Source organism: Janibacter anophelis NBRC 107843 (assembly GCF_001570945.1).
Taxonomy (GTDB): Bacteria; Actinomycetota; Actinomycetes; order Actinomycetales; family Dermatophilaceae; genus Janibacter; species Janibacter anophelis.
Map to the genome: position 1 here is coordinate 43,386 of NZ_BCSQ01000002.1, position 15,670 is coordinate 59,055.

Annotated in this window: 14 protein-coding genes and 2 riboswitches; of the genes, 6 read left to right on the forward strand and 8 right to left on the reverse strand. The window is 74.3% G+C overall.

Annotated elements, in window-relative coordinates:
• Window positions 1-19 precede the first annotated feature (19 nt).
• From JAN01S_RS00975 to JAN01S_RS00985, 3 genes are read left to right on the forward strand one after another with little or no spacing between them, the layout of a single operon-like run.
• Entirely contained in the window at window positions 20-928 is a 909-nt protein-coding gene (locus JAN01S_RS00975) for a LysR family transcriptional regulator (RefSeq protein WP_068312281.1), read from the forward strand.
• Window positions 929-979: 51 nt separating this feature from the next.
• Window positions 980-2,752, forward strand: coding sequence for a proline--tRNA ligase (locus JAN01S_RS00980; protein WP_068312283.1), 1,773 nt, complete (start codon window positions 980-982; stop codon window positions 2,750-2,752).
• Window positions 2,749-3,555 (forward strand): HAD family hydrolase, encoded by an 807-nt coding sequence (locus JAN01S_RS00985; protein ID WP_084359884.1) that lies wholly within the window; start codon window positions 2,749-2,751, stop codon window positions 3,553-3,555. The genes JAN01S_RS00980 and JAN01S_RS00985 overlap by 4 nt, the downstream gene beginning before the upstream one ends.
• Window positions 3,556-3,562: 7 nt before the next feature.
• On the opposite strand, the gene JAN01S_RS00990 is transcribed toward JAN01S_RS00985, so the two are convergent.
• Entirely contained in the window at window positions 3,563-3,985 is a 423-nt protein-coding gene (locus tag JAN01S_RS00990; RefSeq protein ID WP_068312286.1) for a DoxX family protein, read from the reverse strand.
• Between the two features lie 66 nt (window positions 3,986-4,051).
• On the opposite strand from JAN01S_RS00990, the gene JAN01S_RS00995 reads away from it, so the two are divergent.
• On the forward strand, window positions 4,052-4,807 hold the full coding sequence (locus JAN01S_RS00995) for a cobalt-precorrin-6A reductase (protein ID WP_068312289.1): 756 nt from the start codon (window positions 4,052-4,054) through the stop codon (window positions 4,805-4,807).
• Window positions 4,808-4,820: 13 nt separating this feature from the next.
• Here JAN01S_RS00995 and cbiB read toward each other — a convergent pair whose 3' ends face one another.
• Genes cbiB through JAN01S_RS01030 form a run of 7 tightly spaced genes read right to left on the reverse strand, consistent with a single transcriptional unit; the run spans window position 4,821 to window position 13,322 of the window.
• The gene (gene cbiB, locus JAN01S_RS01000; RefSeq protein WP_068312292.1) at window positions 4,821-5,765 is read right to left on the reverse strand and encodes an adenosylcobinamide-phosphate synthase CbiB; all 945 of its coding nucleotides are present in this window, start codon (window positions 5,763-5,765) and stop codon (window positions 4,821-4,823) included.
• The gene (locus JAN01S_RS01005; protein WP_244884696.1) at window positions 5,762-6,313 is read right to left on the reverse strand and encodes a bifunctional adenosylcobinamide kinase/adenosylcobinamide-phosphate guanylyltransferase; all 552 of its coding nucleotides are present in this window, start codon (window positions 6,311-6,313) and stop codon (window positions 5,762-5,764) included. The genes cbiB and JAN01S_RS01005 overlap by 4 nt, the downstream gene beginning before the upstream one ends.
• Entirely contained in the window at window positions 6,310-7,116 is an 807-nt protein-coding gene (locus JAN01S_RS01010) for an adenosylcobinamide-GDP ribazoletransferase (protein ID WP_084359887.1), read from the reverse strand. The genes JAN01S_RS01005 and JAN01S_RS01010 overlap by 4 nt, the downstream gene beginning before the upstream one ends.
• Window positions 7,113-7,883: a uroporphyrinogen-III C-methyltransferase gene (gene cobA, locus JAN01S_RS01015; RefSeq protein WP_068312295.1), complete on the reverse strand. Its 771-nt coding sequence runs from the start codon at window positions 7,881-7,883 to the stop codon at window positions 7,113-7,115. Before cobA ends, JAN01S_RS01010 begins: the two co-directional genes overlap by 4 nt.
• The gene (locus JAN01S_RS01020) at window positions 7,880-10,582 is read right to left on the reverse strand and encodes a cobyrinic acid a,c-diamide synthase CobB (RefSeq protein WP_084359888.1); all 2,703 of its coding nucleotides are present in this window, start codon (window positions 10,580-10,582) and stop codon (window positions 7,880-7,882) included. Before JAN01S_RS01020 ends, cobA begins: the two co-directional genes overlap by 4 nt.
• Window positions 10,576-11,190, reverse strand: coding sequence for a cob(I)yrinic acid a,c-diamide adenosyltransferase (gene cobO, locus JAN01S_RS01025; protein ID WP_068312298.1), 615 nt, complete (start codon window positions 11,188-11,190; stop codon window positions 10,576-10,578). The genes JAN01S_RS01020 and cobO overlap by 7 nt, the downstream gene beginning before the upstream one ends.
• The gene (locus JAN01S_RS01030) at window positions 11,190-13,322 is read right to left on the reverse strand and encodes a magnesium chelatase subunit D family protein (protein WP_068312301.1); all 2,133 of its coding nucleotides are present in this window, start codon (window positions 13,320-13,322) and stop codon (window positions 11,190-11,192) included. The genes cobO and JAN01S_RS01030 overlap by 1 nt, the downstream gene beginning before the upstream one ends.
• Window positions 13,323-13,397: 75 nt before the next feature.
• Window positions 13,398-13,461: riboswitch (cobalamin riboswitch) on the reverse strand.
• Between the two features lie 62 nt (window positions 13,462-13,523).
• Here JAN01S_RS01030 and cbiE point away from each other — a divergent pair.
• Together cbiE and cobM are read left to right on the forward strand one after the other, a co-directional pair.
• The gene (gene cbiE, locus JAN01S_RS01035; RefSeq protein ID WP_217999981.1) at window positions 13,524-14,747 is read left to right on the forward strand and encodes a precorrin-6y C5,15-methyltransferase (decarboxylating) subunit CbiE; all 1,224 of its coding nucleotides are present in this window, start codon (window positions 13,524-13,526) and stop codon (window positions 14,745-14,747) included.
• The gene (gene cobM / locus JAN01S_RS01040; RefSeq protein ID WP_068312307.1) at window positions 14,744-15,526 is read left to right on the forward strand and encodes a precorrin-4 C(11)-methyltransferase; all 783 of its coding nucleotides are present in this window, start codon (window positions 14,744-14,746) and stop codon (window positions 15,524-15,526) included. Before cbiE ends, cobM begins: the two co-directional genes overlap by 4 nt.
• A riboswitch (cobalamin riboswitch) is annotated at window positions 15,527-15,639 on the forward strand.
• Window positions 15,640-15,670 lie beyond the last annotated feature (31 nt).

The following is a 15,670-nucleotide window of genomic DNA, read 5'->3' on the forward strand; positions in this document are numbered from 1 at the left end:
CTGTCAGTAGGCTGCCTACATGGACCTCCGGCACCTCGAGCTGCTGCGCGACCTGCGCGAGCGGGGCAGCCTCGCGGCCGTCGCGGCCGCGACCCACCGCACGCCCTCGGCGTTGTCGCAGCAGCTGCGCACCGCCCAGCGGGTCGCGGGCACCGCGCTCGTCGAGCCGCACGGGCGCGGGCTGCGGCTCACCGAGGCCGGCGAGCTGCTCGCCGACGGGGCCGACGAGGTGGCGGCCGCGCTCGCGCGGGTCGAGTCCCGGCTCGACGAGCACCGGGGTCGCCCCACCGGGCGGGTGAGCATCGCCGGGCTACCGAGCGGCCTGACCGCCCTGCTGCCCGGGACGCTCACGCTGCTCGCCGACTCGGCCGTCGAGGTGGGCATCGACGACCAGGACCTCGCCGAGCAGGACTACGCCCGCGCGGCGGCGGACGCCGACATCGTCGTCGCCCACTCGCTGACGAGCGAGGTCCCGTCAGGGAGCGAGGGCCTGCGCAGCACCGTGCTCACCCGGGAGCCGCTCGACGTGGCCGTGCCGCCGGACCACCCCCTGGCCCGGCGCGAGGTCCTGCGACCACGGGATGTCATCGACGAGACGTGGATCAGCGTGCCCGAGGACTACCCCTTCGACACCGTGCTCCACCGCATCGAGGAGCACTGTGGGCGAGGGCTGCACCGCCGGCTGCGCATCCGCGACAACCAGCTCGTCGCCGCTCTCGTCGCCTCCGGCGAGGGGCTGGCCCTGCTGCCGCGCTACACGACCCGCACGGCCGACGAGCTCGTCCTCGTCCCCCTGTCCGGGGTGCTCGCCGCCCGGTGGATCGTGGCCCTCTCCAGGCCCGACCGCGCCGAGCGCGCCGCGGTGCGCCTCGTGACCCGGGCCCTTCGCAATGCCGGGGTGGCGCTCATGGGTGAGCGGATATCCTGACGGGGCACACCCCCTTCGACCCCACCAGGAGCACCGTTCGTGGTCACTCGCATGTCGTCCCTCTTCCTGCGCACCCTCCGCGAGGATCCGTCGGACGCCGAGCTCCCGGGCCACAAGCTGCTCGTGCGGGCCGGGTACGTACGGCGCGCGGCACCGGGTGTCTACACGTGGCTGCCGCTCGGTCTGCGCGTGCTGCGCAAGGTCGAGACGATCGTGCGCGAGGAGATGGAGGCCATCGGCGGTCAGGAGCTGTCCTTCCCGGCGCTGCTGCCCAAGGAGCCCTACGAGGCGACCAACCGCTGGACCGAGTACGGCGACAACCTCTTCCGCCTCGTCGACCGCAAGGACGCCGACATGCTCCTCGGCCCGACGCACGAGGAGATGTTCTGCCTTGCGGTCAAGGACATGTACACCTCGTACAAGGACCTGCCGCTCACGCTCTTCCAGATCCAGACGAAGTACCGCGACGAGGCCCGGCCGCGCGCCGGCGTGCTGCGCGGTCGTGAGTTCATCATGAAGGACAGCTACTCCTTCGACATCGACGACACCGGCCTGCAGAAGGCGTACGACGCGCACCGCGACGCGTACATCAAGATCTTCGACCGGCTCGGCTTCGAGTACGTCATCGTGCACGCCGACTCCGGCGCCATGGGCGGCAGCGCGAGCGAGGAGTTCCTCGCCGTCAGCCCCAACGGCGAGGACACCTTCGTGCGCGACGCCTCCGGCTACGCGGCCAATGTCGAGGCCGTCGAGGTGCCGCAGGCCGCGCCCGTCGAGGTGACCGCCGGCCCGGCGCACGTCGAGGACACCCCTGACACCCCGACGATCGAGACCCTCGTGGCCGCGCTCAACGCCGACCACCCGCGCACCGACGGCCGCGAGTGGAGCGCCTCAGACACGCTGAAGAATGTCATCGTCACGCTCGTGCACCCCGCCGACGAGGAGCACGACGAGCCGTGGCGCGAGCCCCTGGCCATCGGTGTCCCCGGTGACCGCGAGGTCGACGCCAAGCGGCTCGAGGCGCAGGTCGCGCCGGCCGAGGTCGAGGCCTTCGAGGAGAAGGACTTCGCGAGCCACCCGAGCCTGGCCAAGGGGTACATCGGGCCCGGGGTGCTCGGGTCGGAGAACACCTCGGGCATCCGCTACCTGCTCGACCCCTCCATCGCCGAGGGTTCCGCCTGGGTCACCGGCGCCGACGAGCACGGCAAGCACGTCATCGACCTCGTCCACGGTCGCGACTTCACCGCCGACGGCACCATCCAGGCCGCGGAGATCCGCGAGGGCGACCCCAGCCCGACCGGGGACGGCACGCTCACCCTCGCGCGCGGCGTCGAGATGGGTCACATCTTCCAGCTCGGCACCAAGTACGCCGAGGCGCTGGGGCTGAAGGTCCTCGACGAGAACGGCAAGCTCGTCACGGTGACGATGGGCTCGTACGGCATCGGCGTCACCCGCGCCGTCGGCGTCGTCGCCGAGGACAACCACGACGAGGCGGGCCTGGTCTGGCCGCGCACCCTCGCCCCCTTCGACGTGCACGTCGTCGCCGCGGGCAAGAGTGACGAGATCTTCACGACGGCTGCGGACCTGTCCGCCCGGCTGGAAGCGAAGGGGGTCAGCGTCCTCTACGACGACCGCGCCGGCAAGGTGAGCCCGGGCGTGAAGTTCAAGGACGCCGAGCTCATCGGCGTGCCGACGATCCTCGTCGTGGGCAAGGGCCTGGCCGAGGGCGTCGTCGAGATCAAGGACCGGCGCTCCGGCGACCGGCGCGAGGTCCCCGTGGCCGAGGCCGTCGACGCGGTGACCGCCGAGGTGGCCTCTCCGTGAGTGTCGACGAGATGCAGCACCCGCTGACCGTCACCGAGCGTCCCGAGGCCGGTCCGGTCGAGGCCGTCGTCTTCGACTGGGGCGGCACCCTCACGCCGTGGCACGAGATCGACCTGGGGCAGCAGTGGCGGGTCTTCGCCCGCGAGGTGCACGGGATCCCCATCGAGTCCGACGACGTGCCGCAGGAGGACCTCGACCGCGCCCAGGAGCTCGCCGACCGGATCCTCGCGGTGGAGGACCGCGCGTGGCGTCGTGGGCGGCTCGAGGACCGGGCCAGCGCCCGCCTCGACGACATCCTGCGCGAGGCCGGGATCGACCCGCGTGAGGACCGGCACCATGTTGCGCTGGCGGCGTACCGCCGCTTCTGGGAGCCGCACACCCACACCGACCCGCAGGTGCGGCCGCTCTTCGAGGGGCTGCGCGAGCGCGGGCTCAAGGTCGGGGTCCTGTCCAACACGATCTGGAGCCGGGAGTACCACCGCGAGATCTTCGATCGCGACGGCGTGCTCGACCTCATCGACGGTGATGCGTACTCGTCCGAGATCCAGGTCGTCAAGCCGCACCGCGAGGCCTTCCAGGCCGTCTGCGACGCCCTCGGTGTCGCGCCGACCCACGCCGTGTACGTCGGAGACCGCCTCTTCGAGGACGTGCTCGGATCGCAGGAGGTCGGCATGCGCGCGATCTGGGTGCCGCACAGCGACATCCCCGCCGACCAGCAGGTGACGGTCGACGTGGAGCCGGACGGCACGGCGCACGAGTTGCTCGACGTGCTGGGCATCGTCGACGGGTGGCTGGCAGCCTGAGCGGCGCTCAGTCGCGATGGCGCGTGCGGGTGCGCCACCACTGCAGGACGTCCGTGCACCACAGCGCCCAGAGCACGAGCACGGGCTGGAAGAGCAGCCGCACCGCCCGGCTGGTGTCGCTCGTCAGGCCGAAGGCGTCACGTCGCTCGGTCAGCTGCGCGATGTTGCCGGGCAGGACCGCCACGAAGAGCAGGGCCACGGCGATCCCCACCAGTGCCCGTCGTGGATGGCGCCACGAGATGAGCAGCGCGGCGCCACAGACGATCTCGACGACCCCAGAGACGACGACCACCAGGTCGGCATCCAGCGGCAGCCACGGCGGCACCTGCGCCTGGAACTCGGTGCGGGCGAAGCTCAGGTGCGCGGTGCCGGCCAGGACCAGGAAGGCACCGAGCAGGACCTGCGCGGCGGCTCGTAGCGAAGACGTCATGCCCCACCGTCCCACGCGGCAGGCGCACAGGCGGATCGGTGTCCGGCGCGTGACAGGCTGTCCCGCATGACGCACGTCCTCGTCCTCGGCGGCACCGCCGAGGCACGCTCCCTCGCCGCGCTCCTCGTGGAGGCGGGGGTACCCCTCACCTCGTCGCTCGCGGGCCGGGTCTCCCGGCCGCGGTTGCCGGCGGGGCCCGTGCGGATCGGAGGCTTCGGGGGAGTGGATGGGCTCGCGCGGTGGCTGCGCGAGCACGACGTGACGGCTGTCGTCGACGCCACCCACCCCTTCGCCACGACGATGGGCGCCCATGCGGCACAGGCCTGCTCGTCGCTCGGGCTGCCGTTGCTGCGGCTGGCGCGACCCGGGTGGTCGGACCACCCCGATGCGTCCTCGTGGACCTGGGTGGACTCGCACGTCGCGGCCCGGGAGGCGGCGGACGAGGTGGGCGGTACCCCCTTCGTCACGACGGGTCGGCAGACCCTGCACCACCACGTCGACGCGTGGCGGCACCGGTCGGCACTCGTCCGCCTCGTCGAGCCGCCGGAGGAGCCCCTGCCCGCGGCGTGGACCGTGCTGCGCTCGCGCGGGCCCTTCGCCGTCGCCGACGAGGAGGCGCTGATGCGCGAGCACGGCGTCGGGGTGCTGCTCACCAAGGACTCCGGCGGGCGGTACACCGAGGCCAAGCTCGACGCGGCGCGACGTCTGGGAGTCCCCGTCGTCGTCGTGGCCCGCCCACCGCGCGCCGCCGGTGTCGCGGAGGCGGCCGACGCCGCCGCTGCCGCGGCCTGGATCACGGCACTCGGGGCGCTCCGGCCGTGACCCGCGGCGTGACTCAGGTCCGTCGCAGCGCGATGCGCAGGAGCAGCGCGCCGGCCACCGTGATCACGCCGACACGATCGGCGAGGGCGACCGCGCGCGGTAGGTCGGACGTGACGGGCGCACGCCCGGACCCGAGGACCGCCCTGTCCTCCGCCCCGCTGGCGTAGACGGTCCGGCCACCGAGCCGGACGTCGAGCGCCGCGGCGAAGCCTGCCTCGACCGGTCCTGCGTTCGGGCTGGGGTGCGCGCGGCCATCGCGCACCGCGGTCCTCATCACGTCCACGGCGCGTCGGGGTGAAGCCGCGCTGGTGGCGAGCACGGTCACGCGGGCGGGGAGCCAGCCGAGCACGTCGTCGAGGCGTGCGGCAGCCCAGCCGAACCGGGCGTAGCGGGTCGAGCGGTGCCCGTGCATCGCGTCGAGCGTGTTGACCGCGCGGTGCAGGACGATCCCGGTGGGGCCGATCAACGCACCCCACACGAGGGTGCCGACGACCGCGTCGGACGAGTTCTCCGCCACCGACTCGACGGCCGCGCGGGCGACGTCGTCGGGGCCGAGGTCGTCGGTGATCCGACCGACGAGGTTGCGCACCCGGCGCCGTGCCCCCGGCAGGTCGCCGGTTGCGAGCAGGTCGTGCACCGCGGTGCCCTCGCGGCCCAGGCTCGTGCCACCGAGGGCAGCCCAGGTGAGAGCCGTGGTCGCGGCGGCGCATGCGGGCGCAGGGAGGCGCTGCGCGGTCAGGCCGAGGGCGAGCACGGGGGCCAGGGTGATGGCCTCGGTGACGACTCCGGCGCTGCGGGAGTCGCGGTGGGTGTGGGACTCGACCCACCCGGCCCAGGTGCCGAAGAGCGCGACCGGATGGGCACGTCGCGGGTCGCCCAACGCCCGGTCGGCGAGCCATCCGAGGACGAGCCCGACGGCCACCGGATCGAGCCGGGCGGTCCCGGGGGAGGGCCTCACGCCTCGCCCTTGACCGTCAGCACCTGCCCGGCGACGACGAGGTCGACCCGGTCCGCAGCCGCGGCGATGCGCTGGTTGAGCAACCCGAGGCGGTCGGCGAAGATCCGTCCCGACCGGTGTGCGGGCACGACCCCCCACCCGACCTCGTTGGTCACCGCGACGACGTGGCAGGCGGTGCGCCATGCGGTCTCGAGGGCGTCGATCCGCTCGTCCAGGTCGGGGCCCCAGTCGCTCTCGGGGGCCTCCCATGCGGCGAGCTCGTCGAGCTGTGCGGTCAACCAGGTGCCCAGGCAGTCGAGCAGCACGGGCCCGGGCGAGGTGAGCAGGGCTGCTGCGGCGTCGGTGGACTCGATCGTCGTCCAGGCAGCCGGTCGTCGCCCACGGTGCGCTGCGACGCGTGCGGCCCAGTCCGCGTCGTCCCGCTGCGGTCCCGAGGCGATGTAGGTGACCGCCGTGCCGGTGGACAGGTGGGGCGGCAGGAGCAGGGACTCCGCGTGCCGGGACTTGCCGGAGCGGACACCGCCGGTGACGAGGATGCGCACGGTCACCACCCCAGGGTGAGCGTCACGAGGATGACGGTCAGGGCGATCTCGACCCCGGCGCCGATGACGTCGCCGCTGACCCCGCCGAAGGTCCGAGCAGCCTTGGCGCGCAAGACGATCGCGGCCCACAGCCCCAGTGGAGCAGCGGCAGCGGCGGCGGCCACGATCCGGACGACGGCCCACAGGTCCGGGTCGTCGCGGTGGGCGAGGACCACGGGCCACACCGACAGGACGAGCACGGCTGTCACGGTGAGCGTGAGCAGCAACGCCGTGACCGGGTGCACGCTCCCGACGAAGGCGGCGCCGAGTCGCGACCCCTCAGACGGGGGGTGTCCCGTGGCGCACACGACGGCCGCTGCCGCCCGCGAGGCGATGACGGCGGCGCTGATGATGGGGGCGCCCCACCATCCGTAGGACAGGAGCGTCGCGATCGCCGCTGCCTGTACGAGGAGGACGAGGACGAGGGCGGCGACGCCCATCGGGCCGACGTCGCCGCTGCGCATGACCTGGAGCGCTCGCTCCCTGGTCCAGCCGGCGCCGAGCCCGTCGACGGTGTCGGCGAGCCCGTCGAGGTGCATGGCACGGGTGCCGTACGCGAGGACGCCGAGGGCGGCGGCCGCGGCGACGAGCGGTGGCACGCCCACTTCGACCGTCAGGCAGACGAGGAGGACCTGCAGCGCGAGGGGGACGACGGCGAGGGGCGCGAGGAGCAGCGCCGACCGCGCGGTGGCGGGCGTGATCGTCACCTGCCCGCTCGGGCTGCGGGTGAAGGTGCCCGTCGCCAGCCGCAGTCCCTCGCCGAGGCTCATCCGGCGGCCGCCGAAGGGGGCTCGAGCGCGTCGACGACCTCGCCGATGACGGTGATGGCGGGGGGAGCGAAGCCGCCCGCGTCCGCCTCGACCGCGATCTGCGACAAGGGGGCCCGGACCGAGCGCTGCTGGGGGCTGGCCCCGTCGGCGATGCAGGCGGCGGGGGTGTCGGCCGACAGGCCGGCGGCGATGAGGGTCTCGGCGATGGAGCCGAGCGTGGCCACGCCCATGAGCACGACGATCGTCAGGCGCGAGGTCGCCAGCGCGGCCCAGTCGACCTCGCTGCGCGGGTCGTCGGGGGCGACGTGCCCGGAGACGACCGCGACGCCTTGGGAGAGTCCGCGGTGCGTGACGGGGATGCCGGCGAGGGCGGGGACCGAAAAGGCGGACGAGACACCGGGGATCGCCTCGACGGGCACACCGGCAGCGACGCAGTGCTGCCACTCCTCACCCCCGCGGCCGAAGAGGTATCCGTCGCCGCCCTTGAGCCGCACGACGACCCGGCCGGCACGGGCGTGCTCGACGAGCAGCTCGTTGATGCGCTCCTGCGGGGTGAACTCGCCGCGCGGGATCTTGCCGACGTGGATCACCTCGGCCCGCGGGGCGTGCTCGGCGATCGCGGCGATGGGGGCGAGACGGTCGGTGACGACGACATCGGCCACGGCGAGGGCGTCTCGGCCGGCGAGGGTCAGCAGACCGGGGTCGCCGGGGCCGCCGCCGACGAGGAGGACGTGCCCGGTGGTGGGTGGGGTGGTGGCGTCGGTCATGCGGTCCTCCGGTGCTGCAGGGTGTGACCGAGCTCGCGCAGGAGCCCGTCGATGGTGTGCGGGTCGCGGACGGCGATGCGCACCCAGGTGCGGTCGAGTCCGGGAAAAGTATCGCCCCGGCGCACGGCCCAGCCGGCGCTGCGCAGGCTCTCGTGGGCACCGTCACCCACCTGCGCGAGGACGAAGGGGGCGTCCTCGCCCCCCGTGGGGACGGCCAGGTCGTGCAGCCCCGCGAGCAGGTGGGCGCGCCAGCGGCCGGTCTCCTCGGCCGCCCGCTCGGCCTCGGTGAGGGCCTGCGGGGTCGCCGTCTCGGTCATGACGCGCAGGGCGAGGGAGCCGACGGACCAGTGCGGCTGGTGGGCGGCGAGGGTGGCGACGACGTCGCGGTCACCGGCGAGGTAGCCGGCGCGGATGCCCGCGACGGCCCAGGTCTTGGTGAGGGAGCGCACGACGAGGATGCCCGTCAGGTCGCCGGGCAGCAGCGACTCCCGCTCCCCGGGCACCGCGTCGATGAAGGCCTCGTCGACGAGCAGGACTCGTCCCGGCCGCGTCAGCGCCCGCAGGGTCGACGCGGGGTGGAGCACCCCGGTCGGGTTGGTCGGGTTGCCGATGACCACCAGGTCGGCGTCGCCGATCTCGTCGACCGCCGCCTCGGTGAGGCCGAAGCCGTCCTCGGCTCGCAGCAGCACCCTGCGCACCTCGTGCCCCGCGGCGCGAAGCGCCGCCTCGGGTTCGGTGAACTGCGGGTGCACGACCACCGCATCCCGCGGCGTCAGCGCCCGGGCCAGCAGCGTGAACGCCTCGGCCCCCCCGCTCGTCGGCAGCACCTGCTCCCGCGCCAGCCCGTGCCGAGCAGCCAGCGCGTCCCGCGCCGCAGTCGCATCGGGATAAGCGGCCACCCGCGAGAGCTCGTCGACCAGAGCCCCCGCCAGCCACGAAGGGGGTTGAGTCAGCCGCACGTTGACAGCCAGGTCCACGAGGTCATCCGACACCTCGGCGTCGCCGTGATGCCGAAGAAGGTCGACCGGCGTCGTCGCGGCCGGTCGCGAAGACCAAGCCGCCGACGAAGGCAAGGACACGGATCGGGTGCGGGTGCCCCGACTCAAGGGCTGAGCCGGTTGCGAGGAGGAACGTGAGGGATGGGACGGGTCTTGGTGCACGTGCGAAGCCCCTAGGGGCGCCCGTTCCGATCCGCGGACGTCGGAACTCGGCATCTCACTCCGCCCGCGGACGTCGGAACCACGCGGGTCTGTGCGCGAGCGCCACAAACCAGCGGCCTCGACAAACGAGACCGCCACGGAAGGCGACCCGGCCCAGTGGGTGTGCAGGTACGACGCGACGAGCGTGGCGCGGCCGGTGCCGGCGGGGTCGAGGGCGAAGCCTTCGGAGCGGCCGCCCAGGTCCCAGGCGGCGGGGGTGCCGGAGGGCGGGTCGGTCGTGGTGCGGTGGAACTCGTGGCCGGTGACGCGGGTGCCGGCGGGGCCGATGATCGAGTCGGTGAGGGAGGTGGCGTCGCGGTAGCCGAGGGTGAGGCGGCGGCCCATCGCGGCGCGGGCGGGCAGCGCGCCGATCATCGGGTGGTCGTCGAGGGTCTGCGCGAGGTAGAGCATGCCGGCGCACTCGGCGACGGTCGGCATGCCGTCGGCGACGGCGGCCCGGATCTGCTCGACGAGTGGACGGTTGGTCGTGAGGACCCGGGCGTGCACCTCGGGGAAGCCGCCGCCGAGGTAGAGCGCGCTGGTGCCCTCGGGCAGGGCGTCGTCGCGGGCCGGGTCGAACTCCGCGACCTGCGCCCCCGCGGCCTCGAGCAGCTCGACGGTCTCGGGGTAGCGGAAGGTGAAGGCCCGGCCGCCGGCGACAGCGACGACGGGGGACTCCCTTCGAGACGGTCGCTCCACGACCTCCTCAGGGAGCGTGGCCGGGCGGCCTCGCACCTCAGGGACCGTGGCCGTGGGGGCGAGCGCAGCGGCCGGATCCCATGGCCGTGCGTCGAGGTCGGGCGCGGTGTGTGCCGCACGCAGGAGTGCGTCGAGGTCGAGGTGCTCCTCGGCGACGGCCGCGATGTGGTCGAGGGTCGCGGCGGCCTCGCCGCGCTCGGCGGCGGGGACGAGGCCGAGGTGACGGGAGGGCACGTGCATGGCGGCGTCCCGGGGCAGGACACCCCAGACGGGGACGCCGACGCCTTCGACCGCTCGCCTGGCCTCGTCGCCGTGCCGGGGGGTGCCCGCCTTGTTGAGGACGACGCCGACGACGTCGAGCGCCGGGTCGATCGTCGCCAGGCCGTGCACGGTGGCGGCGACGGTGCGCGAGGTGGAGCTGATGTCGACGACGAGCACGACGGGCGTGCGGGTCAGGGTCGCGACGTGCGCGCTGGAGGCGAAGCCGTCCGCGCCGAGCCGTCCGTCCAGCAGACCCATGACGCCCTCGAGCACCGCGACGTCCGCGGGTGCGGGATGGGTGGCGCCGCGGGCGAGGAGGGGAGCGATGCTCCCTTCGCCGACGAGGAAGGGGTCGAGGGTGCGGCTCGGACGCCCGGTCGCCAGGGCGTGGTAGCCGGGGTCGATGTAGTCCGGGCCGACCTTGGCCGGCGCGACGGTCAGGCCACGGCGGGCGAGCGCCGCCATGATCCCCACGGCGATCGTCGTCTTGCCGTGTCCCGAGGCGGGTGCGGCGACGAGGACCCGGGGGAGGGTCACCATTCGATGCCCTTCTGGCCCTTCTGCCCCTGGTCGAAGGGGTGCTTGATCTTCGTCATCTCGGTCGCGACGTCGGCGATCTCCAGCAGGCGGGGGTGCGGGTCCCGGCCGGTGATGATGACGTGCTGGTACCCGGGCCGTCCGGTGAGGGTGTCGATGACGTCGTCGAGCTCGACCCAGCCCCACTTCATGACGTAGGTGAACTCGTCGAGCACGTAGACCGTGTGGGTCTCGTCGGCGAGGCGCCGCTTGATCTCGGCCCAGCCCTCTCGGGCGTCGACGGCGTGGTCCTCGTCGCTGCCGGCCTTGCGCGACCACGACCATCCGGAGCCCATCTTGTGCCACTCGACGGGACCCCCTTCGCCGGTCTCCTCGTGGACGCGGCCGAGGGTCTTGAAGACCTCCTCCTCGCCGATGCGCCACTTGGCGGACTTGACGAACTGGAAGACGCCGATGGGCCAGCCCTGGTTCCAGCCGCGCAGCGCCAGGCCGAAGGCGGCGGTCGACTTGCCCTTGCCGGTGCCCCCGTGGACGACGACGAGGGGGCGGTTGCGTCGTTGCCGGGTGGTCAGGCCGTCCTGCGGGGTGATCGGGGTCTGTCCCTGGGCCATCAGGCGGCGCTCCTTCGCGGGCGGGTGCGGTCGGTGACGATCTCGACGAGGCCGCTCGCGGCGACCTGCTCGAGCGGGATGTGCTCGGCGCCCATGCGGTGGGCGAGGTCGGCGGCCAGCCCCATGCGGAACCGGCCCGCCTCGCAGTCGACGACCACGGTGTCTGCGGTGTGGCCCCACGCGTCGGCGATGCGCTGGGCCCGGGCGAGCGCGTCGGTGCCGGCGGTCGCCCGGCCGTCGGTGACGAGCACGACCAGGGCGCGCTGGTTGCGGTCGCGGATGCGTTCTCGCGCAACGACCTTCGCGATCTCGGTCAGGCCCTCGGCGAGGGGGGTGCGGCCTCCGTGCGGCATCTCGGCCAGGCGTGCGGCTGCGGCGTCGACGGACGAGGTGGGCGGCAGCGCCAGCTCGGCCCCGGCGCCGCGGAAGGTCACCAGACCCACCCGGTCACGCCGCTGGTAGGCGTCGAGCAGGAGCGAGAGGACCGCGGTCTTGACCTCGCCCATCCGCTTGCGGGCGGCCATCGACCCGGAGGCGTCGACCGCGAGCAGGACGAGGTTGGCCTCCCGGCCGCGGGTGATCGCGTGGCGCAGGTCGTCGCCGGTCACCCGCGTGGGCCCGGTGCGTCCGGCGCGGCGGGCCGCGGAGGCACGAAGGGTGGCGGTCAGGTGCACCGGAGCGCCGGCGGGCTCGTGGCCGGCCGGGTGGGTGCCGACGACCCGCCCGCGGGGCGTGAGCGCGGGGGAGCGGCGGCCGCTCGGACCAGCTCCGACGCCGGTCAGCTCGAGCCGTCGGGCCCGGTAGGGGGTGCCCGCGGCGACGGTGCCGGTGGGGTCGGTCGTGTCCGACGTGGACGCGCCGGGTGCGGGGCTCTCGAGTGCCTCCGGCCGTGACTCACCCTGTGCGTCAGTCGACTGCTCCGGGCCCTCGGCGGGGGACGGCCGTTCCGATGAGTCACCGGACGAGTCACGGCCGGAGGGGGCGGACGGGCCGGCCTCGGGCCCCGCGTCCGAGGGGTCGCTCTCGGGGGCGTCCGCCGGGGCGCCGGTGTCCGCGTCGTCCGGCGCGCGGTCCGGGGCACCGTCGTCATCGCCGCCCGGCGGGTCGTCCTCGGGCTCCTCGTCGAGCAGGCGGTCGAGCAGCTCCTCGTCCAGGCCCGGCGCGTCGAAGGGGGCACGACGGCGCCGGTGCGGCAGCGCCAGCAGCGCCGCGGCGCGGATGTCCGCACGGGTCACCTCGTCCCGGCCCTGCCACGCGGCGTGCGCGACGGCGGTGCGCGCGGTGACGATGTCGGCGCGCATCCCGTCGACGTCGAACCCGGCGCACACACGGGCGATGGTGCGCAGGGTCCGGTCGTCGAGCCGGATGCGCAGCACGGCCTCACGGGCCGCCGCCAGGCGAGTGGTGAGCTCGGCCTCGGACCCGGCGTAGCGGGCGGCGAACCCGGCCGGGTCGAGGTCGGCCTCGAGGCGGCGCCGCACGACCTCGGCGCGCACGTGCGGGTCGCGGCTCGCGGCGACGTGCACCGTCAGTCCGAAACGGTCGAGCAGCTGCGGGCGCAGCTCGCCCTCCTCGGGGTTCATCGTGCCGACGAGGGTGATGCGGGCCGGGTGCGAGATGGAGACGCCGTCGCGCTCGACGGTGTTGCGCCCCATGGCCGCGGCGTCGAGCAGCACGTCGACGAGGTGGTCGTGCAGCAGGTTGACCTCATCGACGTAGAGGATGCCGCGGTGGGCATCCGCCAGCAGGCCCGGCTGGTAGGCGGCCTCGCCGTCACCGAGCGCGCGGCGCAGGTCGAGGGAGCCGACGACGCGGTCCTCGGTGGCGCCGACGGGCAGCTCGACGAGCCGGGCCGGTCGGGTCGTCGGGGCGTCCTCGTGGGGACGGTCCGGGCAGTCCTCGGACCGGTCGGGGTCGCAGCCGAAGCGGCAGCCGCTCGCCACCCGCTGCTCGGGCAGGACCGCGGCGAGCGCGCGCACCGCGGTCGACTTGGCCGTGCCCTTCTCACCGCGCACGAGGACCCCGCCGATCTCCGGGGAGATGGCGCTCAGCACCAGGGCGGTGGTCAGCTCGTCCGCGCCCACGAGGGCGGTGAAGGGATACGTGGGTGCGCTGGGACCACTGCGGTTCACGAGTACCTCCTGGCGAGTGTCCGCGCTCGCCGTCAAGACACGCCGGGCGGGCTCGCACCGACGGACGCAGTCCGATGTCCTGGCTTGGTCCCTGGGGACCTTCACAGTGGCGGGACCGCTCCGGAGTTGCACCGGATTCCTCGGTGGGCTGCGCCGGGCGCCAGCATGCCACAGGAGGGTGAGGGCCTAATGTGGGCGTCCGTGATCGACGTCGTGGGTATCGGGGACGACGGCTGGGCCGGCCTGGACGAGGCCCGCCGCGGCCTCGTCGCGGGTGCCGCGACCCTGATCGGCGGGCGGCGCCACCTCGACCTCGTCGCCGACCACGCGCCGCACGCCGACCTCGTGGCCTGGCCCAGCCCCCTTCGTCCCGGGCTGGAGGCACTGCTGGAGGCGAAGGGAGACGCCGTCGTCCTCGCCAGTGGCGACCCGCTGCGCAGCGGCATCGGCACGACCCTCGTCGAGCTGCTCGGTCCGGAGTCCGTCCGGGTGCACCCGGCCATCGGCAGCGACGCCCTCGCCCGGGCCCGGCAGGGCTGGTCCGCGGAGGAGGCCGTCGTCGTCACCACCGTCGGTCGTGACCTCAGGGCCGTCCTGCCGCACCTGGCGCCCCGAGCGCGGCTGGTCGTCCTGTGCTCGACCGGCGAGGACCCCGCCCGGCTCGGTCGGCTGCTCACCGAGCACGGTTGGGGCGCAACGATGCTCACCGCCCGCTGGCACCTCGGCGGCGCGGAGGAGGGGGCGCGGTCCGAGCGAGCCCACGCCTTCACGGGGACCACACCCGACCTCGTCGTCGTCTGCGTCGAGGCCCGCACCCACGACCCGGTGACGGCCGCCGCCGCGGGTCCGGTACCGGGACGCGCCGAGGACTTCATCGACCACGACGGCCAGCTGACCAAGCGGGACGTGCGCGCCGGCGCCCTCGCCCGGCTGCGACCCACGCCCGGGGCGCACCTGTGGGACCTCGGGGCGGGCAACGGGTCGGTCGCCCTCGAGTGGTGCCTGGCGGTCGACCGCGCCACCGCGACCTGCGTCGAGCGCGACGCGACCCGCGCGTCCCGGATCACGGCCAACGCGCAGGCGCTGGGCCTCGCGGGCCGCGTCGACGTCGTCGTCGACGACACGACCACCACCGACCTGTCCGCGCTGCCCGCCGCGGACGCCGTCTTCGTCGGCGGGGGCCTCGACCCGGACCTGCTCGCGCGGGCGTGGTCCTCCCTTCGCCCCGGGGCCAGGCTCGTCGCGCACGCCGTGACGCTCGAGGGCGAGTCGGCCCTGCTCGACCTGCACGCCCGCACCGGAGGCGAGCTGACCCGTACCAGCATCGAGCGCGCCGTGCCCCTCGGCCGCTTCCTGTCCTGGACCCCCGCCCGCACCGTCGTCCAGCTCGCCGCGACCCGCACCGACACCGAGGACCAGCCATGACCGTCCACTTCATCGGCGCCGGCCCCGGGGCCGCCGACCTGCTGACCGTGCGCGCCACCCGACTGCTTGCCGCGAGCCCGGTGTGCCTCTACGCCGGCACCTATCTCGACGCAGCGGTCCTCGAGCACTGCCCGCCCGCCGCCCGGCTCGTCGACACCCAGGCCCTCGACCTCGATGGCATCACCGCCGAGCTCGTCGCCGCCCACGAGCGCGGCGAGGACGTCGCCCGGCTGTGCTCCGGCGACCCGAGCATCTACTCCGCGATCGCCGAGCAGACCCGTCGTCTCGACGCGGCCGGCGTGCCGTGGGACATCACCCCGGGCATCGGCGCCTACGCGGCGACCGCCGCCCGCCTCGGCCGCGAGCTCACCGTGCCCGAGGTCGCCCAGTCCGTCGTCCTCACCCGAGCGCAGCGCGACTCGACGGCGATGCCGTCGGGGGAGTCGCTCGAGGCCTTCGCCGCGACGGGGGCGACCCTCGTGCTGCACCTGGCAATCCGTCGCACCCGTGAGCTCGCCGAGCGCCTCGCGGAGCACTACGGCGCCGACTGCCCGGTCGCCGTGGCCTACCGGGTCGAGCAGCCCGAGGAGATCGTGCTGCGCGGGACGCTCGCCGACATCGCCGACCAGGTCGAGTCGCACGATCTGCGGCAGGCCGCGATCATCGTCGTCGGTTGGGCACTGCGGGCCGAGGACTTCGTCGAGTCGCACCTCTACTCGTGCCAGCGGGTCGCCGCGCTCGATGAGACAGCGGCGGACATCGGGTCAGGGCTCCGCTAGGGTCACTCGGGCCATCGCTCTTCGATGAGGAACCCGGTGAGATCCCGGGACGGTCGCGCCACTGTGAGCGGGTCTTCCGCGAGTCAGGAACTCAGGGCGATGGCCTGACCCGGGACGCGTCAATCCCGGAGAGAGTGAGTGCTT

Bases quoted from the DNA above. Each gene is read 5' to 3' on its own strand.
- JAN01S_RS00995 (WP_068312289.1), top strand. From the start codon at position 4,052: ATGACGCACGTCCTCGTCCTCGGCGGCACCGCCGAGGCACGCTCCCTC.
- JAN01S_RS00990 (WP_068312286.1), bottom strand. From the start codon at position 3,985: ATGACGTCTTCGCTACGAGCCGCCGCGCAGGTCCTGCTCGGTGCCTTC.
- JAN01S_RS00980 (WP_068312283.1), top strand. From the start codon at position 980: ATGTCGTCCCTCTTCCTGCGCACCCTCCGCGAGGATCCGTCGGACGCC.
- cobM (WP_068312307.1), top strand. From the start codon at position 14,744: ATGACCGTCCACTTCATCGGCGCCGGCCCCGGGGCCGCCGACCTGCTG.
- JAN01S_RS00975 (WP_068312281.1), top strand. From the start codon at position 20: ATGGACCTCCGGCACCTCGAGCTGCTGCGCGACCTGCGCGAGCGGGGC.
- JAN01S_RS01010 (WP_084359887.1), bottom strand. From the start codon at position 7,116: ATGAGCCTCGGCGAGGGACTGCGGCTGGCGACGGGCACCTTCACCCGC.
- JAN01S_RS01020 (WP_084359888.1), bottom strand. From the start codon at position 10,582: ATGGTGACCCTCCCCCGGGTCCTCGTCGCCGCACCCGCCTCGGGACAC.
- cobA (WP_068312295.1), bottom strand. From the start codon at position 7,883: ATGACCGACGCCACCACCCCACCCACCACCGGGCACGTCCTCCTCGTC.
- cobO (WP_068312298.1), bottom strand. From the start codon at position 11,190: ATGGCCCAGGGACAGACCCCGATCACCCCGCAGGACGGCCTGACCACC.